This is a genomic window from Polaribacter vadi (assembly GCF_018861005.1).
Classification (GTDB): domain Bacteria; phylum Bacteroidota; class Bacteroidia; order Flavobacteriales; family Flavobacteriaceae; genus Polaribacter; species Polaribacter vadi_A.
Window position 1 is genome coordinate 196,476 of the sequence record NZ_JAHKQL010000002.1, and the last position, 20,813, is coordinate 217,288.

The window sequence follows — 20,813 nt, forward strand, 5'->3', positions numbered from 1 at the left end:
AAAGTTAGCAAAAAGTGCGTTAGCGATTGAAATGACATCCTTTTTGCTTTTTTGCAAAAAGATATAATGGAAAGCGCGACTTTGTTTTTTTTCAAAACAAAGTAACGCCCAACTTCTTATTTTATGACGCTTTGTATTCTTTTACTGCATCAACAAATGCTTTCGCATTTTCTAATGGTATGTTTGGTAAAATACCATGCCCTAAGTTTACAATATATTTATCTTTCCCAAATTCATTAATCATTTGAGTTACCATTTTTTTGATTTCTGCTGGTGGCGAAAACAATCTTGATGGATCAAAATTACCCTGTAAAGTAATATTACCTCCAGATAAATAACGTGCATTTCTTGCAGAACATGTCCAATCTACTCCTAAAGCAGAAGCACCTGATTTAGACATTTCATTAAGTGCAAACCAACACCCTTTTCCAAAAGCGACTACAGGTGTAATATCTTTTAAAGCATCAATAATTTGTTGCATATATTGCCAAGAAAATTCTTGATAATCTGTTGGAGACAACATACCTCCCCAAGAATCAAAAACTTGAACTGCATTTACACCAGCCTCAACTTTTGCCTTTAAATATGCAATTGTTGTGTCTGTAATTTTTTGCAATAAACTATGTGCTACAACAGGATTTGTAAAACACAATTCTTTGGCTTTGTCAAAGTTTTTAGAACCCTGACCTTGTACACAATAACAAAGAATTGTCCAAGGTGATCCTGCAAAACCAATTAACGGAATTTCATCATTCAATTTTTCTTTGGTTGCTTTAATAGCATCCATTACATAACCTAAAGAATCTTGAATATCTGGAATAATTACTGAATCTAAATCTTTTTGAGAACGAATTGGATTTGGTAAATAAGGCCCAAAATTTGGTTTCATTTCCACTTCAATATTCATTGCTTGTGGAATTACCAGAATATCAGAAAATAAAATAGCAGCATCCATTCCATATCTTCTAATTGGTTGTACAGTAATTTCTGATGCTAATTCTGGAGTTTGACAACGAGTAAAGAAATCATATTTATGTTTGATTTCCATAAATTCTGGTAAATATCTACCTGCTTGTCTCATCATCCAAACTGGTGGTCTATCTACAGTTTCTCCTTTTAAGGCTCTTAAAAATAAATCGTTTTTTATCATCTTATAGCTTTTGGCTATTGGCTTTTAGCTTTTGGCTTTGGCTTTTAGCTATTTATCTTTATTGTATTTATTAATCATTTTACCTTCTATAGCAATCAGATCAAAAATATTTTTTTAAAGTTTGAAAGTAGTAAGTTTAAAAAGTTACTTTCTTATTTTTATTTCTTTTAACTATTGGCAACTGCATTCATTGCTTTATCAACTGCATTTGCAATAATCTTAATATCCTTTTCTGTTAAAGCTGATGATAAAAACCAAGCTTCAAATTGACTTGGAGGTAAAAAGACTCCATTTTTTATCATTTCCCAAAAGAATACTGCAAACTTTTCTGTGTCTGATGTTTGTGCTTCTTCAAAATTAGTCACTTTTGTTTTTGTGAAAAACGGATTTAACATAGAACCAAATCTGTTTACAGTTAAATCTACATTGTATTTTTTAGCAGTTTCTAACAAAATCACCTCAATAATTGCTCCAATTTCTTCGAATTTATCATACGGATTTTGTTTCCTTAACTCAGTTAAAGTTGCTATTCCACCAGCCATTGCAATTGGGTTTCCAGACAAAGTACCTGCTTGATACATGCCTCCTAAAGGTGCTACGTTTTCCATAATTTCGTTTCTTGCTCCATAAGCGCCAACAGGAAAACCACCTCCAATTACTTTACCTAAACACGTAATATCTGCTGTAACACATAATAATTCTTGAGCGCCGCCAAATTTAGAACGGAAACCTGTCATTACTTCATCAGCAATTAACAATGCTCCTTTTGTTTCTAAATACTTCTTTAATTCTTTTAAGAAATTATTTTGCGGAATTACGACTCCCATATTACCACCAATTGGCTCGATAATTACACCAGCAATATCATTATGCTCTGCAAAGTGTTTTTTTACACTTTCTAAATTATTGTATTCTGCAATTAAGGTGTTTTTTACAGCGCCTTCTGGAACACCTTTAGAACCTGGTAAACTTAAAGTAGCTAAACCAGAACCTGCTGCTACCAAAAGTGCATCTTGATGCCCATGATAACAACCAGAAAATTTAATGATTTTATCTTTACCTGTAAAAGCTCTTGCCAAACGAATTCCGCTTAAAACAGCTTCTGTACCAGAATTTACAAAACGAACTTTATCCATTTCTGGAAAAGCATCACAAACTATTTTGGCTAATTTAATTTCATTTTCTGTTGATGCTCCAAAAGAATACCCGTTTTCTAAGGCTTTTGTAACTGCTTTTTGCACTTTTTTATGCCTATGACCCAGTATCATTGGCCCATAAGAAAGTACTAAATCTACATAATCATTACCATCAACATCAGTAATTTTAGTGCCTTTTGCTTTTTTGATGAATAAAGGATTTCCACCAACTGATGAAAATGCTCTAACTGGAGAATTTACTGCTCCAACAAGATTTTTTAATCCTTTTTTATATAATTTATTTGATTTTTTGAAATTCATTTTTTTTGCTTTTTCTAAAAAATTAAATTCTGTAGCCTACATTTATACCTTCTACTTTTAAATATTTATAAATTTTACTTGAAGGTTCTTTAAATTTTTTGCTAAAAAACTTTAAAAATAAGGCTCCAGCACCAATTAATAATCTTGTTTTCATTTCTGGAATAGCTGCTTCAATTAAGAATTTATCTTTTTTCTTAAAAATATCAACTCCACTATATTTTGTATTTTTAACAATAATACAATCTCCTGCTAACTTTCTATTTCCAATTCTATATTCATATTCTGGAAATTTATTTTCGAGTTTAACTTTTAATTGCTCTAGACTCATCTTATTGTTTGTTTAAAATCCTTGCTGCTTCTTTTGCAAAATAAGTAATAATAATATCTGCTCCTGCTCTTTTCATTGAGAGTAAACTTTCCATCATAACTCTATCTCCATCAATCCAACCTTTTTCTGCGGCTGCTTTTACCATTGCATATTCTCCACTTACATTGTAGCATGCAATTGGTCTATCAAAATTATTTTTTAAATCTCTAATGATGTCTAGATAAGACAAAGCTGGTTTTACCATTAAAATATCTGCTCCTTCTTGATCATCAAAAGTGGCTTCTCTTAAACCTTCATCTCTGTTTGATGGATCCATTTGATATGTTCTTCTGTCTCCAAAAGTTGGTGCAGAATCTGCAGCATCTCTAAATGGCCCATAAAATGCGGATGAATATTTTACAGAATACCCCATAATTGGCAAATTCACAAAACCTGAATTGTCTAATGCTTGACGCATCATATCAATTGTTCCATCCATCATTCCAGAAGGTGCAACCATATCAACTCCAGCTTTTGCATGAGAAATTGTTTGTTTTGCAATGTTTACTAAAGTAGCGTCATTATCAACATCATTATCGCAAATAATTCCACAATGACCATGAGAAGTGTATTCACAAAAACAAACATCAGTAATTACATATAAGCTTGGGTAATTGGTTTTGATAAAACGAATTGCTTGTTGCATAATTCCATTATCATTCCAAGTTTCTGTACCTTCATCATCTTTATTTGATGGAATACCAAATAATAAAACAGCAGGAATCTTTAAATCAACAACCTCATCCAATTCTTTAGAAATTTTATCCAAAGAAAAACGTTTTATACCTGGCATAGAAACGATTTCTGTTTCTATATTTTCTCCTTCTTCTATAAAAAGTGGATATACAAAATCATCAACAGAAAGTCTAGTTTCTTTAACTAACCTTCTAATTCCTTCGTGTTTTCTAAGTCTTCTTGTTCTAAACATAAGCCCCTGTTTCCCCAAAGGGTAACACACTCTTAACAGCAGTGTGTTTCATTAATATTTTATTTCCTAACACAAACTATTCCTCCTCTTCAGAAAGATTATCATCTGCATTGTAATATTTTTTTACCATTTCTAAAACAGAATCTACACTAGGTAAATTGGCAACTTGTACATTTTCGAAATGTTTTCTTGCTTCTTTTGCTGTAGTTTCTCCAATACAAAATGCTACTTTTTCTGTAGAATTTTTCTGTAAATAACTCTCAATTCCTGAAGGACTATAAAACAAGATTCCAGAAACTTCATCAGAAATTTTATCTGGACTTAACATTGTTTTGTAAGCCTCGACTTCATTTACAGCTATTTCTTTTGTTTTTAAGAATGCTGGTAAAATATCTAATCTTAAATCAGAACAGAAATAAGTAACCTCTTTATTTTCTAATTCTTTAGATAAATATTCTGCTAATTTCTTCGCATTTTTAGCTACATGACTTACTTTACCAATTCTATTCTCAATTAGCTTTTTGGTTCTTCTACCAACGCAAAAAATATTCTTGAATTTTATTTCATCCTTAGTAAAAGAGTTTAGGATTGCTTCTACTCCATTTTGACTGGTAATAATTACGTTTTCAATTTCGTTTTTCATCACCTTTGGTGAAATTCTATTGAAACGTATTTTAATAAAATCGCTATCTTTTATACCAATTGTATGTGGTAAGGTTTTCTTTTGAGCTTCTGATAGTTTTTTGGTAGAAAAAACTGCATTTTGTACTGCAGAAACCTCTTCATCTTCTAACATTAAATCTTTACCACCTCTATTAATTACATAATCTGCACAATCTTTTGCCAAAAAACGATGGCGTCCCATTTTTGCAGTTTTATTTACTGTAATTTTCTTAGAACCATCTCTTTTTAAAAGAACACCTTTAAAATTGATTTCTTCTGTTTTTTCATCAACATAAGCTAAAGCTCCAATTGGTGCAGTACAACCACCTTCTAATTGTTTTAAGAATTCTCTTTCTATACCCACACAAACTTGCGTTTCATAATGATTTAATTGTTCGCAAGCATCTTTTACAAAATCATCTTTTTCTAAAGCTGCAATCATTATAACACCTTGTGCAGGAGCAGGAATCATCCAAGAAAGGTTAATTGCACCTGCTGGTCTTATACCTATTCTTTCTAATCCTGCAGCTGCAAAAACAGCTCCATTCCACTCATTATCTTCTAATTTTTGCAAACGTGTATTTACATTACCTCTTAAATCTACTACTTTATGTGTTGGGTAACGATTTAACCACATTGCCTTTCTACGTAAACTACCAGTAGCAATTACTCCATTTGGCTGACCAAAAAACTCTTCTGTATCTTTTAAAACTAAAATATCGCTATAATTTGCACGTTTTAAAACTGCTACTTGCACAATACCTTCTGGTAAAGAAGTTGGTACGTCTTTTAATGAATGTACTGCAATATCAATATCGCCATTTAACATGGCAATGTCTAAGTTTTTAGTAAAAATACCTGTAATACCTAATTCGTACAAAGGTTTGTCTAAAACAATATCACCAGTAGATTTTATAGGAACAATTTCAGATTCGTAACCCAATTCAATTAATTCTTTGCGTACTTTATTAGCTTGCCAAAGCGCTAATTGGCTATCGCGAGTTCCTATTCTTATGGTTTTTTGCATTTAGTTTTTTTAATTAAGATTGAAAAACCTTATGTATTACTTGAAGGCTTTGTGAAACCGATGTTTCTTCATCTTTTAAATGTTTCACAAATTGTGTTGTTATTTTTTGGATAAAACGTGAAGTTAAGATTTCTGCTTGACTTTCATCAAAATCAGTAATTTTTTTCTTCTGAAAATTAATTTCGTCGTTTTTAATATTTTCTAAAGATTGCTTTAAAGCAGCTATTGCAGGTGTAAATCTTCTATGATTTAACCAATCATTAAATTCTGCTTTATGTGTTTCTATAATTGCTTCTGCTAAAGGCACTTCTTGTTGACGAACAGCTAAAGTTTCATCAGTAATTTTAGAAAGTTCATCTACATTAACTAAAGAAATACCATTAAATTCAGTTACATCTTTTGCCACATTTTCTGGCATAGATAAATCTAAAATCAATAACTCTTTGTTCTTAGCAATATGTTCTTTTGTAATTGTTGGTTTATCTGCACCTGTAGAAACAATTAAAACATCTGCATTATTAATTTCTTCAGATAAATTTTCTATAACCGATTTTCTAATAACACTATGATCTTTTACAAATTCAACAGCCTTTTCTTCTGTTCTATTTATTAAACAAACAGATTTGTTTTGCGTATATTCTGCTAGATTTTTACAAGTATGCTTGCCCATTTTACCCAAACCAAAAACTAAAATATTTTTAGAATTATAATTTGGTAAATTTTTAATAATGTATTGTACAGCTGCATAAGAAACAGAAGTTGTACCCGAACTTAATTTTGTTTCGTTTTTAACTTTTTTACTGGCTTGTAAAACATTATTTAGTAATCTTTCTAAATATGCATTTGTAGTTTTTAACGATTTTGCCATTTTAAAAGATTGCCTAAGCTGACCTACTATTTCGTAGTCTCCTAAAATTTGACTTTCTAAACCAGTACCAATTCTAAACAATTGTTGAATGGCTTCTTGATTTTTATAAACATTAGAAATGGTTGCAAACTCCTCTACAGTTCCTTCAGAAAAAGAACACAATAATTGTATTAATTGATATGGATGTTCTGCAAAACCAGAAATTTCTGTTCTATTACAAGTAGATAAAACAAACATACCCTTAAAACCTTTTTCTTTGGCTAATTCTAATAGGGCTATTTGACTTTCTTTAGATAAAGAAAATTTTCCACGAGTTTTTGCGTCAGCTTTTTTGTAACTGACCCCAATATTGTAAAAGTGCTCTTGCCTGTCCTCTTGCATAAATTGTAAAAGTTGCACAAAAATATAAACTTCAATTAAAAAAAAATGTCGCTTAAAGAACTTTTAATAACGTTATATGTTTTTTGCTCTGTTTTTAATATAAAAACTTATAAAAAGCCTTATTTTTGTGGTGGCTAAAGGTTTTTACCTTAATTTATATAGAACGATTCTAAATAGAATACATCAAATTTAAAATATTTTATATGTTTAAAAATGTCGGAGAAAGTACTTTAGACGAAATTAACCTAGAAAAAGGTTTTTATGTTCTTCATTTTCAGAACGAAAGCAAAAATATTGTAAATTTTGAGAGAGAGATTGATAGTACTTTTATACAAATGCATTTTTGTTTGAGAGGAAAATCTAAATTTTTGTTTAATGATAGCTCTTATACTTTTGATGTTTTAGATAACAGATCTATATTATTATACAATCCGCAAAGAACATTACCTATCAATTTAGAAATACAACCTAAAACAACTTTAATCTCGTTATTAATTTCTATTGAGAAATTTCACTCACTATTTTCTAAAGAATCTGGTTATATTCCTTTTTTGAGTGATGAAAATAGCAATCGAAAATATTATGATGATGCAGAAATTAAACCAACAGTATCTATTGTTTTACAACAAATTATAAACTCTAATATTAATAGTTCTATTAGAGAATTATACGTTAAAGGTAAAGTTTATGAGTTATTGAGTTTACATTTTCAAAAAGACGAAAATGTAGAAGGTGAGTTTTGTCCTTTTTTGGTAGATGAAGAAAATGTAATAAAGATTAGAAAAGCCAAAGAAATAATTATTTCTAGAATGGCAGAGCCACCAAGCTTGCAAGAATTAGCCAATGAAATTGGTTTGAATATTAAAAAACTAAAAGAAGGTTTTAAGCAAATTTATGGTGATACTGTTTATAGTTTTTTACTAGACTATAAAATGGAACATTCTAGACGATTACTAGAAAGTAACCAATTCAATGTAAACGAAGTTGGCATACAAGTAGGTTACAGTACAGCAAGTCATTTCATAGCAGCTTTTAAGAAAAAATTTGGCACAACACCAAAGAAATATGTAATGAGTTTGAATCAGTAAGCAAAATTAAAATAGGTGAAACAATTAACACATAGTGATGTAAAAAACAAACAGCAACAGTTTCCGATAACTATTGTTTGTGATGCTATTAGAACTCCAGAAAATATAGGAATGTGTTTTCGTATTTCTGAAAGTTTTGGTGTCGAAAAAATCTTTTTTCATGAAAACTCACCATCCGTAGAAAACAGAAAAGTAATTAATACTGCAAGAAACACTATTAGTAAAATTAACTACGAGTATTATACTAATTTTGAGGAAACTATTCAACAATTAAAACAAGAAGGCAACACCATAATTGGTATAGAAATTACTGATAAAAGTATTAATATTCAAGATTTTGATTTTAAAAATAATCAAAAAATCGTTTTACTTTTGGGTAGTGAAAGAAATGGAATTGAAAATATTAATTTAGTTGATACAACAATTGCAATACCCATGTATGGTAAAAATTCGAGCATGAATGTAATACATAGTTTGGCAATTACACTATATGAAGTTACGAATCAGTTAGCTGTTAGCTGTTAGCTGTTAGCTGTTAGCTGTTAGCTGTTAGCTGTTAGCTGTTAGCAAAAATAAAAAATAGAATAAAGTTTTAGCTCTAAAACTTAAAAACTTTTGAAACGATATAAATGAAAGGAGTTTTATTAAACAATTTAGGATCACCAGATTCTACAGAAACAAAAGATGTAAAAAAATATTTAGGCGAATTTTTAATGGACGAACGCGTTATTGATATTCCCTATTGGAAACGTTATTTATTAATTAACGGAATTATCTTAAAAACAAGACCTAAAAAAGCAGGTGCTGCCTACAAAAAAATCTGGTGGGATGAAGGCTCTCCTCTTGTAGTTATCTCTCAAAGATTTACAGATAAATTAAAGAAAAAAACAGAAACACCTGTAGAATTAGCCATGCGTTATGGATCTATGTCTATAGAAAAAGGAATTAAAAACCTGGTTAACAAAGGAGTTACAGAAATATTCTTAGCGCCTTTATACCCTCATTACGCAATGTCTTCTTACGAAACTGTAGTTACCAAAGCAGAAGAAATTTTAGCAGAAAAATATCCAGATGTAAAACTAGATACGTTGCCACCTTTTTATAATGAACCAGACTATATAAAGGCAATGAGTAATAATATAGCCTATCATTTAGAAGGCTTTGATTACGAGCATATTTTGTTTTCTTATCATGGAATTCCAGAACGCCATATTAAAAAATCTGACCCAACAAATTCGCATTGTAAAATAGATGGTTCTTGTTGTGAGCGTAACTCAGTTGCACACCACACATGTTATAGACATCAATGTTTTGAAACCACAAAAGAAATTGCAAAAACATTGAATTTAAAAGAAGGCACTTACAGCAACTCTTTTCAGTCTCGTTTATTAAAAGATCCTTGGTTAAAACCATATACAGATTTTGAATTAGAGAAATTTCCAAAAGAAGGTAAGAAAAAATTAGCAGTAATTACACCCGCTTTTGTTGCAGATTGCTTAGAAACTTTAGAAGAAATAGCGATGGAAGGTAAAGAAGATTTTTTAGAGGCTGGTGGTACAGATTACAAACACATCCCTTGTATGAACGATAATGATGATTGGGTAAATGTAATGCTAAAATGGATTAACGACTGGAAAAATAAATAAATAAATAAATAAATAAATTATTAGAAGCTATTTCCTGCTTTTCGCTATATCTTTTTTCTTCTGTTCTCGATACAAATTTGCAGAAAAAGCAAATTCACTCGAACTGACAGAAAAAAGGATGTCGCTGCAATCAGGGCTAAACTAGTTTGTAAACAGATAGTCATATTAAAACTAAATACAATTCTATGGATTTTCTTTACGTAAAATCATTACACATTATTTTTGTAGTAACCTGGTTTGCGGGGTTATTTTATATTATTCGTTTATTTATTTATCATATAGAAGCAGAAAAAAAAATAGAACCAGCAAAAGAAATTCTACAAACACAATACAAATTAATGAGTAAGCGTTTGTGGTACATTATTACTTGGCCATCAGCAATACTAGCAAGTTTTTTTGCTATTTGGATGCTTTATCAAAGCCCTTATTACTTATCAGAACCTTGGATGCATGTAAAACTTGCATTTGTATTAGCTTTATACTTTTACCATTATTCTTGCCAAAGAATTTACACTCAATTACAAAAGAACATTATTAAATATTCTGCCCTACAATTAAGAATCTGGAACGAAGTTGCAACAATAATCTTGTTTGCAATAGTTTTTTTAGTAACTTTAAAGAGTGCTATAAACTGGATTTGGGGAGTTGTTGGTATTATTCTTTTTGGAGTTTTATTAATGTTAGCAATAAGATTGTATAAAAAAATCAGAGAAAAAAAATCTTGGGACAAAGCAGAAAAAAAGGCTTTAAAAGAAACTGAATAGCTATAAAAAATAATAAAATTGCAAAATAATTACAAAAAAGAAGTTGAAGATTTACTTGCTATTAATAAAGAATTAGTACAAAAAAACGACAACTTAGAGCAACAAAATAAAGAATTAAAACAATTTTCTTATTTAGCTTCTCATGATTTACAGCAACCTGTAAACAATATAATTTCCTATTTAAGTATTTTAGAAGATAGTAAAGACAAATTAGATGATTTAGGAAACTTATGTTTAGACGCCGTCAAAAAATCATCTTATAAAATGAAAAGTTTTATAACTTCTCTATTAGAATACACTATAATTGGTAGCAATCCAAAAAATGAAGAATTCTATATAAATGATGTTATAAACTCTGTAAAGGATGTACTTTTAGATAAAATAGATAAAGCCAATGCAGAAATTAATATTTCTATAAAAGAACATCAATTAAAAGGGTATAAGAACGATATTCAATTGTTATTCTTACATATAATTGAAAATGCATTAATCTATTCTAAAAAAAACAGCAAACTTATTATCAATATAAAATCCGAAGTAAAAGAAAACAACTATTTATATAGTATTTCTGATAATGGAATTGGTATTGATAAAGTGCATTTTAAAAAAATATACGATATTTTTTACACCATAAATCGCGATGAAGAATTTGATGGAATTGGTATTGGCTTAGCAGAATGTAAAAAAATAATTAAATTATATGGTGGTAAAATATGGGTAGCATCTGAATTAGATAAAGGCACAACGTTCTTTTTTACTTTACCAAGACAATAGTAATAACCTCTAATTTTCTATGTAATTACCTACTAATACACTTACTATAACATCTTTAGTTAATGGCTTATTCAAAAACATAAATATGTCTTTATTTGCCTCTATTTTTTCTTTTTCTTCTGGTATTAAAGAAGTAGATAAAACTATAATCTTAGGTTTATGCTTCTTAAAATTTTCTGTTTCCATATACAATTCTACAAATCGAAAGCCACTCATAACTGGCATATTTAAATCAATTATAATAAATTCTGGCTGCACAAACTCTTTATTGCCTGCAAACTCTTCTTTAGATAATAAATAATCTAAAGCTTTTTTACCATTTCTAGCAAAAGTAATTTTGTTTGTAATCTCTAAACGATTTATAACTATTTGATGAAATCTGTTTGTAGATTCATCATCATCTACTAATAATATATTATTAAACTTCATTAAAATAACATTAATTTTTAAAATATAATATAAATGTACTCCCTACTCCCAACTGACTTTTCACTTCTATTTTACCACCTGTTTTATCTAAAATTTTTCTAATTAAATAAAGTGCTAAACCACTACCTTCTTTATGGTCTGTAGCTCTTTTAAATAAACCAAAAACCAAATCTTTATGTTCTTTTAAATTAATGCCAATACCATTATCTTTAACAGATATACAATTATAACCTCTAATTTTATATGATTTAACTTCTATTTCTAGTTTTCTATTTTTAGATTGGTATTTAATAGCATTGTTTAATAAATTTTGCAACATGCTTTTTAGGTGAACTTCAGAAAAGCTTACTGTTTCGCAATTGGTAAAGTCATTCGTAATTTTAACATCTATATTTTCTGTTAAACCTTCTACCAAAGATATTACCTCTTTAAATATTTTTTCTATAGTAATTAATTCTAAATTATCTATAACAACAGTTCTAGCCTTAGCTACAGAAATTAAATTTCTTAAAGTATTGTTTGCAGTATTTACGTTACTCTCTATCCATTGTATAGCCTCTAATGAGTTTTTATCTGTTATAGATGTATCTTCTTTTAATAGAGAAACAAAAGAACTTATGTTATTTATAGGTGCTTTAATATCATGGGTACTTGCATAAGTTAACTCTTCTAACTCAGACATAATATTTTTAAATGCAGTAATATCTCTCCAAGAAGAAGAGCTGTAAAGTACATTACCAAACTCATCTTTTACAGAAGAAACATTTAAATTTACATCTATATAGTCACCACTCTTTTTTCTAATTTTCAATTCCTTATTTGTTACATAACCTGTTTTTTTAAAACTTTCAAAGGCATTTATTGCATCTTTTCTAGAACTTTCACAATAAAAATCTAATATAGGCATACCAATTATTTCTTCTCTTGTAAAACCTGTTTTATCTATTAAAGTTTGGTTACATTCTTCTATAAAACCATCTTCTGCACTTACAGAGACAAACATATCTGGTGCATTATCATAAAGTTTATGATATTTTTTTTCAGCTCTTTGTAATTCTTTAGTTCTTTTATCAACCTCTAGCTCTAAATTTTCATTAACCGTTCTTAATATTTCTTGAGACTCTTTAAGATCAGTAATATCTATTGCTACACCAATATGTTTTACACCTCCTGTTAATTCATTTCTTTCGAACACAGAATCTCTAGACAAGAACCATTTTTGTTTACCAGACTTATCTTTTAATCTATATGTAAATTCTAATACTTCACCAATTTTAGAGTTTTTTACATTTTCATGATGCCTAACAACTCTCTCTAAATCATCAGGATGCATTGTTTTTGGCAAGAAATCTTGTCCCATTTCTTGGACATCTTCTACAGAATAACCTAAAATAGCAGAAAGTTCGTTATTAGAAAATTCATTTTCGTAAGTTTCTTGATTAAAGATATAAATGATGTTTGGTGTTACATTTATAATTCTTTCTAAAAAATAGTTTTTATCAGCAAACTGTTTTTCTAAAAGTTTTTGCTCAGTTATTTCTACGAAAGAAATAACTGCACCTTTAATTTGATTTTTGGCATTATAAAAAGGGTTTGTTCTTTTTAAAAACCATTTATCTTGGTATTTTATTTCTTTTTGATATGTTTTACCAGAACTTAATACTTTACTTAAATTAGTTATAAAACTATTTCGATCAACATTACCAAAACTAAGATTAAAGTGAGATATAGGCCTACCTAAATCATTATCTATAATATTAAAGAATTTTTTTACTGCAGGTGTAATTCTTCTAATACATAATTTATCATCTAAAAATATTGTACCAATTTCTGTACTTTTAATTAGGTTTTCTAAATCTGAATTAATGATTGCTATTTCTTCTATTTTCTCTTGAAATTCAGAATTTACAGTATGCAATTCTTCATTTACACTTTGTAATTCTTCATTAGTACTTTGCAACTCTTCATTAGAAGCTAACAACTCTTCATTAGTTGCCTGTAATTCTTCATTAGAAGTTTCAACTTCTTCTACCATTGCTTGTAAATTTGCTTTGGTATCTAAAAGTTCTTGTTCTAACAGAATTAACCTATCGTTCTCAGAACTACTAAGCACATTATTTGTTACTAAAAAACTTTCTTTATTTGCTGCTGTCTTAAAATTATTTTCATTCTTTTCTGATAAAAAAAGGATTAAATAAATATTATTTAAACTAGAAGGTGAAGTTTTAACAGGCTTAACAATTAAAGTTATAGTTACTAGAGAATTATTAATATTTACAGAAATATCTTTATAAACAACCTTTTTCATTTCTTTTTCTGCTTTTCTTAAAGCAGTATTTAAAGCAAGTGAAATTGGTTGAGGCAGTATTTTAAAAATATTAAATGATCTTAATTTTTTTTCTGGAAATATAAAATATTTATTAAACTCTCCATCTGCACTTATTAATTCATAATCTTTATCTACATAAGCACTTGCTGCACCAGTTTCATCTAATAAAGTTTGAGACAAAGTTTCTGCTAATTGTTTATCTACAATAGTTTTAGTGCTATTTCTTTGTTGAGATTGATAAATATTACTTGTAAAATTATTCGAAAAATAACCTAAATTCAAGGATTTTGTAGGTACTAGATTTTCGTAGATTCTCCATTTTCTAGAAATAACTTTTAATGATTTTGTAAAATCACCTATAGCTTCACTTGGGCCTAAAAATAAAAATCTATTTGGTTTTAAAGAATAATGAAAATTACCAATTATTTTTTGCTGTAAATTTGGTTGTAGATAAATTAGTAAGTTTCTACATGTAATTAAATCCATCTTTGTAAAAGGCGTGTCTTGAGCAACATTATGCTGAGAAAAGATAATCAGCTTTCTAATCTCTGGTACTACAGAGTATAATTTCCCATTTTTAACAAAGTACTTCTTTAAATGATCTATAGATACATCTGCAACAATACTTTCTGTAAAACTACCTAAATAAGCTTTTTTAATAGCATCTTTGTCAAGGTCTGTAGCAAATATCCTAACATCTATGTTGTTAATATTATGCTTCTCCATATATTCTGCTATAAGTATAGCTATACTATAAGCCTCTTCACCAGTAGAACATGCAACTGACCAAATTTTTATTACATCATTTGCTTTTTTATTTTTAAATAATTCTGGTATTACTTTTGTTTCTAAAATTTCGAAAGCCTCTCTATCTCTAAAAAATCTTGTTACACCAATTAAAAACTCTTTGTATAAAACTTCTAATTCAGAATCATTATTTATAATGTAATTTAAATATTCTTTTATAGTCTTAGACTTATTAACATTCATCCTTCTAATAACTCTTCTTACCAAAGTAGGTAGCTTATAATCAGAAAAATCAATATTTGTTTTCTTATATACTAAAGATACTAATTGATTAAATTCTTTATTAAATAAAAAATTATCGTCTTCTAATAAATTATTAAAAGAGTTGGGATGTTTAATAAAATTATCTAATTCTGATGATATATCTGAAACAGGCAAAATATAATCTACTAAACCAGTAGCAATAGCACTATTAGGCATTCCATCAAATTTGGCATCACTAGGTTTCTGAACCATAATAATACCTCCCATTTCTTTTATTACTCTAATACCTCTAGTACCATCTGAACCTGTACCCGATAAAATAATACCTATAGCATGTTCTTTTTTATCTTCTGCCAACGACTTAAAAAATATATCAATTGGTAAATTTAAATTTAAGCCTTTAGGCTTATCTGTTAAATATAACACCCCTTTTTTAAGTGTCATATTTTTTTTAGGTGGTATCAAATAAACATTACTAGGTTTAATTATTGTAGCATTTTTAACCTCATGAATAGGCAAGCTTGTACTTTTTGATAACAAATCTGCCATTAAACTTTCGTAGTCTGGAGAAAGATGTTGTACAATAACTATAGTGTGATTAAAATTTGATGGTAAATTGACAAAAAACCTCTTTAAAGCTTCTAAACCACCTGCTGAAGTTCCAATACCGATGATAAATGAATTATTTTTTATAACCATATTATCATTGGAACCAGTGTTAAATTCTGTATCCATATTAAAAAACTATTGGGGAATTATATCTCATAAAGATAAGTTAATTTTAAGTAAAACAATATTTAATTTTTAGTGAAAAAATAAAATATAATCATTTTAAATAACAAAATAACCATATAATTCTCCCCTAAAAACATTCTATTTTTAAAAGTTTCATAAAAAAGGATTCTACTTTTATGGTTCTTTTTTTGTTTTAATTCATAAAATAATAAGCAAAAAAAAGAACCAACATAAGATGTTGATTCTTTTTTACAGCCTTCCCCCAAAGTCTGTTATCCAAACATAAAATTAAAAAATGTAATTTATTGATTTTTTGATTAACGATAAAAGACAAACAATAATCTATTAAAGACAATGTAAACAATCTTTTAAAATGATACTTGTAAAGAAAAATATCATAAAAAATAAAAAAGAACCGACACAAAATGTTGATTCTTTTTTACCACAGACTTCCCCCAAAGTCTGTTCTGCAAAGATAAACAATATCTTAGATATATAGCAATATTACACTTAACCAAACCAAACATTTAACATCATTTTAAGACAAAAAAAAAGAACCAACATATAATGCTGACTCTTTTTTCTACAGCCTTCCCCCAAAGTCTGTCTTACAAAAATAGAGAGAAAAAGTTTAATTTATAGAAATATTGATTAACTATAACAGACAACTTAATATCAATTTAAGACAAAAAAGGAACAAAAAAATAAATTATTATTATCAGAAAGTAGTATTTAAAAATTTATTAAAAAAAAAGATCCACATAAAAATGTAGATCTTTTTCATTACAGCCTTGCCCCAAAGTCTGCATTTCAAATATAAACAGATATAGATTTATAAACTAAAAATAACACAAACGATTAAAGACAGAATAACATCAATTTAGGACAAAAAAAAAGAACCAACTTAAAAAAGTAGGTTCTTTTATTTGTATACACTTCCCCCAAAGTATATACTCAAATATATAAAATTTTCAAACTTTAGATAAACAACTTAATAAACCATAAAAGACATTTAATGACTATTTAAGACAGAATTTTAATTAAACCTTAAAAATAAGATAAAAAAAAGATGTTTTTTTTTATTACGAAATTATTTAAAGTACCTACTTATTTCATTAAAATTTAACAAATAACACTTTTTGAATGGCAAATTTTGTTTAATACATAAATTTTACCTAAAAAAAAGAAAAATAAAAAAATAATATAGATCGCATTAAGTAAGATAAATAATAAAATTGAGTCATTTTTTATATTTTCGCCAAAAAATTGCTAAACAAAAAAATGGAATTGGGGTCTAATTTAAAAATAAAAACAACCATTAAGGACAAGAAAAAATCGATTTTAGACAACTATATTTATTTTATAAAATTCTCAACAAATATTTATTTTTAAATCTTTAATATTGGTTAGAATGAAAACTAAAATTTTACTTGTTGACGATTCAAAAGATTCAAGAGTTTATGTTTCTAGTATTTTAAAAGATTATGAAATAATAGAAGCAAAAAGCGGTAAAGAAGCTTTGCATATTATAGGTAATAACAATATTGATTTGTTAATTACAGATTATAATATGCCAGAAATGGATGGATTTGATTTAGTTTCTAACATAAAAAAAGGCGACAACGAATTCCCAATAATAATAATTACCAACTTAACTTCTTTAGATAAAAAGAAAAAAATGCTAAGATTAGGTATAGACAATTATATCTATAAACCGTTTTTTAAAGAAGAACTCATAAGCGTTATTGAAAGGGCTATTGTTTATCATAAAACAGTACTTTCTTCTAAAAGTAATCTAGATCTTAAAGTTAAAGATCAGTACGAAGAATTTAAATCTAAATTAGAAAGAATTTTATATGATAATGTAGACAATTTTAATTTTTCTGTAGAAACTATAGCAAAAGAATTTAAAATATCTACAAAGACTTTAACAAGAAGAACCAAAGCAATATTTGGCCAAACACCAAATCAACTTTTAATAGAATGTAGATTAAATGTTGCCCAAGAAATATTATCTAAAAACCCTAGAATTAGCCTTAAAGAAACAGCAAAAAAAGTTGGCCTTAAAAACACTACTTACTTAAAAAATAGACTGAATAAAAAGTTTAAATAAAAAAACATTTATTTATTCTTCTCTAAAATCTTTGCCATTCTATTATGAAAAATTTGCATTAAATTGTATTCATAACCATCAAACTTGGTGGTATTCATAAACTGAATAATTACTGCATCTGATTCTTTATGATATTTTGCCAAACTTTGATAACCTGGAATTAACCCTCCATGTTCGTATTCATACAAACCATCGTAAATTTCTTTCTCATTTTCTGTAAATAAAGTTCCGTTATTTAAAGCTCTTAAAAAAACACCAACATCTTTTGCTGTAGCAATCATACTATCGTAATTTACGGTTTTAATATCTTCTTCTACCCCAACATAATAACCACTCATTAAATCATCCATATTAATATCATTAATAGATTTAAAGGTATTTTTAAGTTGTAAAGGATCTAAAATTACTTGTTTAAAATAATCAAATTCATGATCATTTTTTGTTATTTTTCTGATGATATTATTAATTAATAAGTAATTGGTATTGCAATACTCATAATCTTCATTGGGTTTAAAATTTGCAGGTTGGTCTAAAATTAACTCCAAACATTTTTGCCTATCCAAATCTGTTCTATTCCAAAAATTAGGTGTGTTTGTAAAACTAGGAATTCCACTTCTATGTGCAACCAACATTCTTAATGTAATTTGGTCTGCGTATGCTATTCTATCTTTTAATTCTGGAAAAAAGTTAGCCAAACTAGCATCTAAAGATAATTGTTTGCTATTTGCTAATTTTGTTATTGCAACTGCATTATAAAGCTTACTTATACTTGCTATTTTAAATAACGCATCTGGTTTTGCTGCAATTTTATTATGTTTATCATGCCAACCAGCAGTGTATGTTATAGGTAGATTTCCTTTTTTATCAACATAAACTATCATGCCATCAAAACCATAATTTGTAACTGCCTCAACTTGTTCTTGCATGGTAGTTGGTAATGGCATAATCCAAGCTTTTACAATTATCCAAGGCACAAAATAAAGTGATGAAATAGATACCAAAATAAATAAAATACGAGCTATTTGTTTTATACGATTCTTTGTTGACATTTTTTAGTTTGATTAGTTAATTATTAGAAACCTTTTGCAAAGTTTAAAAAAAACGAAAACTTCTAAAATTAATAGACAACAAATTGTAAATAATTGCTACACAATTGTAGTTTTCTCTTTTTTTCAATAAAGGATACTAAAATAAAGATTAGATTTCTCCTTTTAAAATATTTTTTTCAATCAATATAAAATCCTTATTACTAGGTACGTGTTTAGATTTTGAAAACAACACAATTTCTTTTAAAGAAGGAAAAACTTTCTTTGCCCTTTTTATCATCTTTTTACCTGGAAACATGATATCATTTTCTGATGCAAATAAAGTTATTGATGTTTTTATAAGATTGGCTTTCTGTGCTGATATTATTGGTAAAGGAGAAAAATCCATATTACAATTCAAAAAAGTAGCTCCCATAAACGTTTCAGCAAAATCATCATATTCTGTAAAAAGAGCATTTATTACTTTTTTAAGATATTTGTTATTACTACTTTTTATGTACTTTTTTAATGGTATAAACATTTTAAACAAACCTTTAATTGGATTGCCATTTACAATATAAACTGGTGCTATTAAAAAAACTTTTTTAATAGATGTTTCATTAAATTCTAAAGCTTTTAAACTGATAAAACCTCCAAAAGAAAAACCTACTAAAGTAACCTGAGTAATTCTTAATTTTATAATAACTTCTATTAACCATTTGCCATAATCTGGGGTTTTCATATCCAATCTATTTTCTGCACTTTTATTTGGTTGTGCCAAAACATCAATGGCATAAACACAATATTTTGATGCTAAATTGGGGAAAGATTCTAAAATTAAAGGTGCACAACCTCCTGTTCCATGAATTAACATTAATGGTGGTAAACTAACATCACCAACTATAATTAAATTTGTTTTTCCAAACTTAGTTTCTACTAATTTTTCTGTATAATCTATCTGTAATGCTTTTAACTTTTTACTGTAAAGTGATAGTATTTTTTCTTTACCAGATTGTGATTTAAAAAACATAGTATTATTATTTTTTGGTTGATGTAAATTATGAATTTAGAATAGCAATATTACCTACTTTACGTTCGCTATTTATATAAGAGTGTGCTGCTACAATGTCTTTTAACTTGTAAGTTTTATCGATAACAGTTTCCATTTTACCTTGTTTAAAAAACGGAATTAGCTCGCTTAACAAGCGTTTTAAATCTTTTGTTTTTCTAATACCTGTTGCAGAAAATTTTACTTTTTTAGGTTTAAAAATAGAAAACCATAAAGTTTCGCAATTCAAAACTGGAGACATAAATATACCGTTTTTTTTAAGCACTTTTTTACATTTTTTATAAGACGATTTTCCTATAGTATCATAAATAATATCATATAAATTATCTTCTTTTGTAAAATCTTGTTTTTTATAATCTATTACAGAATCCGCTCCTAAATTTTTAACTAACTCTTTATTTTTACCACTGCAAACAGCTGTTACTTTTGCACCCATCTGTTTTGCAAGCTGAACAGCAGCAGTACCTAAACTACCAGAAGCACCGTTTATTAAAATATGCTGACCTTCTTTTACATTTGCTATATCTTTTAAAAAACTGTAAGAGGTTAAAAATCCATCACAAATAGGTGCTGCTTCTGAATGTGAAATATTTTTTGGCTTTTTAGCAATAATTAAGTCTTCTGAAATACATAAATATTCTGCATTTGTACCACTGTCAAATAATAATTCTCCAAATACCTCATCCTTAATTTTAAACTTTGTTACATCACTTCCTTTTTCTTCTACTTCACCAGAAAAACCTGTACCTAAAGATGTATTTTTGGGCTTAAAAACCCCAAGAAATAATCTTCCAAACTTGGGAGATCCCTCTCTAATTAACGTATCTGCTCTTGTTGCAGAAGATGCCAAAATTTTTACTAAAATTTCATTTGCTTTAGGTATTGGTTTTTCTTGGCTCGTAAACTCAAGAACTTCTGGACCTCCGTATTTTTTATAAACTGCTCTTATCATAATTTTTATATTTACAGCAAAGTTGTTGATTATTTGA

General features: G+C 27.9%; 17 protein-coding genes. 6 read left to right on the forward strand and 11 right to left on the reverse strand.

Translation table 11 applies throughout. The features are described from left to right. Positions 1-121: 121 nt before the first annotated feature. The 6 genes from hemE to hemA form a co-directional block, all read right to left on the reverse strand. Positions 122-1,150 (reverse strand): uroporphyrinogen decarboxylase, encoded by a 1,029-nt coding sequence (hemE, locus tag KO506_RS01685; protein ID WP_215993172.1) that lies wholly within the window; start codon positions 1,148-1,150, stop codon positions 122-124. A gap of 167 nt (positions 1,151-1,317) precedes the next feature. Next, on the reverse strand, positions 1,318-2,607 hold the full coding sequence (hemL, locus tag KO506_RS01690) for a glutamate-1-semialdehyde 2,1-aminomutase (RefSeq protein ID WP_215993173.1): 1,290 nt from the start codon (positions 2,605-2,607) through the stop codon (positions 1,318-1,320). 22 nt (positions 2,608-2,629) lie between these two features. After that, positions 2,630-2,935 (reverse strand): hypothetical protein, encoded by a 306-nt coding sequence (locus KO506_RS01695; protein ID WP_215993174.1) that lies wholly within the window; start codon positions 2,933-2,935, stop codon positions 2,630-2,632. 1 nt (position 2,936) lies between these two features. Next, positions 2,937-3,902, reverse strand: coding sequence for a porphobilinogen synthase (hemB, locus tag KO506_RS01700; RefSeq protein ID WP_215993175.1), 966 nt, complete (start codon positions 3,900-3,902; stop codon positions 2,937-2,939). A gap of 76 nt (positions 3,903-3,978) precedes the next feature. Then, positions 3,979-5,592 (reverse strand): hydroxymethylbilane synthase, encoded by a 1,614-nt coding sequence (hemC, locus tag KO506_RS01705; RefSeq protein ID WP_215993176.1) that lies wholly within the window; start codon positions 5,590-5,592, stop codon positions 3,979-3,981. A gap of 13 nt (positions 5,593-5,605) precedes the next feature. Next, the gene (gene hemA, locus KO506_RS01710) at positions 5,606-6,841 is read right to left on the reverse strand and encodes a glutamyl-tRNA reductase (RefSeq protein WP_215993177.1); all 1,236 of its coding nucleotides are present in this window, start codon (positions 6,839-6,841) and stop codon (positions 5,606-5,608) included. A 203-nt stretch (positions 6,842-7,044) separates the two neighbouring features. On the opposite strand from hemA, the gene KO506_RS01715 reads away from it, so the two are divergent. The 5 genes from KO506_RS01715 to KO506_RS01735 all read left to right on the forward strand — a co-directional run bounded on the left by KO506_RS01715 (position 7,045) and on the right by KO506_RS01735 (position 11,113). Further along, positions 7,045-7,929, forward strand: a complete 885-nt coding sequence (locus tag KO506_RS01715) for a helix-turn-helix transcriptional regulator (protein ID WP_215993178.1) — start codon at positions 7,045-7,047, stop codon at positions 7,927-7,929. 15 nt (positions 7,930-7,944) lie between these two features. After that, positions 7,945-8,454 (forward strand): TrmH family RNA methyltransferase, encoded by a 510-nt coding sequence (locus tag KO506_RS01720; protein ID WP_215993179.1) that lies wholly within the window; start codon positions 7,945-7,947, stop codon positions 8,452-8,454. A gap of 104 nt (positions 8,455-8,558) precedes the next feature. Beyond that, positions 8,559-9,575 (forward strand): ferrochelatase, encoded by a 1,017-nt coding sequence (gene hemH, locus KO506_RS01725; protein ID WP_215993180.1) that lies wholly within the window; start codon positions 8,559-8,561, stop codon positions 9,573-9,575. 185 nt (positions 9,576-9,760) lie between these two features. Next, positions 9,761-10,339: a CopD family protein gene (locus tag KO506_RS01730; RefSeq protein WP_215993181.1), complete on the forward strand. Its 579-nt coding sequence runs from the start codon at positions 9,761-9,763 to the stop codon at positions 10,337-10,339. An 18-nt stretch (positions 10,340-10,357) separates the two neighbouring features. Then, on the forward strand, positions 10,358-11,113 hold the full coding sequence (locus KO506_RS01735; RefSeq protein WP_215993182.1) for a sensor histidine kinase: 756 nt from the start codon (positions 10,358-10,360) through the stop codon (positions 11,111-11,113). Between the two features lie 9 nt (positions 11,114-11,122). Here the strand turns inward: KO506_RS01735 and KO506_RS01740 are convergent, their stop codons facing one another. Beyond that, positions 11,123-11,542: a response regulator gene (locus KO506_RS01740; protein ID WP_215993183.1), complete on the reverse strand. Its 420-nt coding sequence runs from the start codon at positions 11,540-11,542 to the stop codon at positions 11,123-11,125. 10 nt (positions 11,543-11,552) lie between these two features. Further along, a complete protein-coding gene (locus KO506_RS01745; RefSeq protein WP_215993184.1) occupies positions 11,553-15,617 on the reverse strand; it encodes a chemotaxis protein CheB in 4,065 nt (1,354 codons plus the stop codon). Positions 15,618-17,028: 1,411 nt separating this feature from the next. On the opposite strand from KO506_RS01745, the gene KO506_RS01750 reads away from it, so the two are divergent. Then, entirely contained in the window at positions 17,029-17,730 is a 702-nt protein-coding gene (locus tag KO506_RS01750) for a response regulator (protein ID WP_215993185.1), read from the forward strand. 8 nt (positions 17,731-17,738) lie between these two features. Here KO506_RS01750 and KO506_RS01755 read toward each other — a convergent pair whose 3' ends face one another. From KO506_RS01755 to KO506_RS01765, 3 genes are all read right to left on the reverse strand, one after another. Continuing rightward, positions 17,739-18,779, reverse strand: coding sequence for a serine hydrolase domain-containing protein (locus KO506_RS01755; protein WP_215993186.1), 1,041 nt, complete (start codon positions 18,777-18,779; stop codon positions 17,739-17,741). A gap of 148 nt (positions 18,780-18,927) precedes the next feature. Next, positions 18,928-19,785, reverse strand: coding sequence for an alpha/beta hydrolase (locus tag KO506_RS01760; RefSeq protein ID WP_215993187.1), 858 nt, complete (start codon positions 19,783-19,785; stop codon positions 18,928-18,930). A 28-nt stretch (positions 19,786-19,813) separates the two neighbouring features. Continuing rightward, a complete protein-coding gene (locus tag KO506_RS01765) occupies positions 19,814-20,776 on the reverse strand; it encodes an NAD(P)-dependent alcohol dehydrogenase (protein ID WP_215993188.1) in 963 nt (320 codons plus the stop codon). Between the last annotated feature and the right edge of the window lie 37 nt (positions 20,777-20,813).

Bases quoted from the DNA above. Each gene is read 5' to 3' on its own strand.
- KO506_RS01765 (WP_215993188.1), bottom strand. From the start codon at position 20,776: ATGATAAGAGCAGTTTATAAAAAATACGGAGGTCCAGAAGTTCTTGAG.
- KO506_RS01750 (WP_215993185.1), top strand. From the start codon at position 17,029: ATGAAAACTAAAATTTTACTTGTTGACGATTCAAAAGATTCAAGAGTT.
- KO506_RS01745 (WP_215993184.1), bottom strand. From the start codon at position 15,617: ATGGATACAGAATTTAACACTGGTTCCAATGATAATATGGTTATAAAA.
- hemH (WP_215993180.1), top strand. From the start codon at position 8,559: ATGAAAGGAGTTTTATTAAACAATTTAGGATCACCAGATTCTACAGAA.
- hemC (WP_215993176.1), bottom strand. From the start codon at position 5,592: ATGCAAAAAACCATAAGAATAGGAACTCGCGATAGCCAATTAGCGCTT.
- hemE (WP_215993172.1), bottom strand. From the start codon at position 1,150: ATGATAAAAAACGATTTATTTTTAAGAGCCTTAAAAGGAGAAACTGTA.
- KO506_RS01740 (WP_215993183.1), bottom strand. From the start codon at position 11,542: ATGAAGTTTAATAATATATTATTAGTAGATGATGATGAATCTACAAAC.
- hemB (WP_215993175.1), bottom strand. From the start codon at position 3,902: ATGTTTAGAACAAGAAGACTTAGAAAACACGAAGGAATTAGAAGGTTA.
- KO506_RS01755 (WP_215993186.1), bottom strand. From the start codon at position 18,779: ATGTCAACAAAGAATCGTATAAAACAAATAGCTCGTATTTTATTTATT.
- hemL (WP_215993173.1), bottom strand. From the start codon at position 2,607: ATGAATTTCAAAAAATCAAATAAATTATATAAAAAAGGATTAAAAAAT.
- KO506_RS01715 (WP_215993178.1), top strand. From the start codon at position 7,045: ATGTTTAAAAATGTCGGAGAAAGTACTTTAGACGAAATTAACCTAGAA.
- hemA (WP_215993177.1), bottom strand. From the start codon at position 6,841: ATGCAAGAGGACAGGCAAGAGCACTTTTACAATATTGGGGTCAGTTAC.
- KO506_RS01730 (WP_215993181.1), top strand. From the start codon at position 9,761: ATGGATTTTCTTTACGTAAAATCATTACACATTATTTTTGTAGTAACC.
- KO506_RS01760 (WP_215993187.1), bottom strand. From the start codon at position 19,785: ATGTTTTTTAAATCACAATCTGGTAAAGAAAAAATACTATCACTTTAC.
- KO506_RS01695 (WP_215993174.1), bottom strand. From the start codon at position 2,935: ATGAGTCTAGAGCAATTAAAAGTTAAACTCGAAAATAAATTTCCAGAA.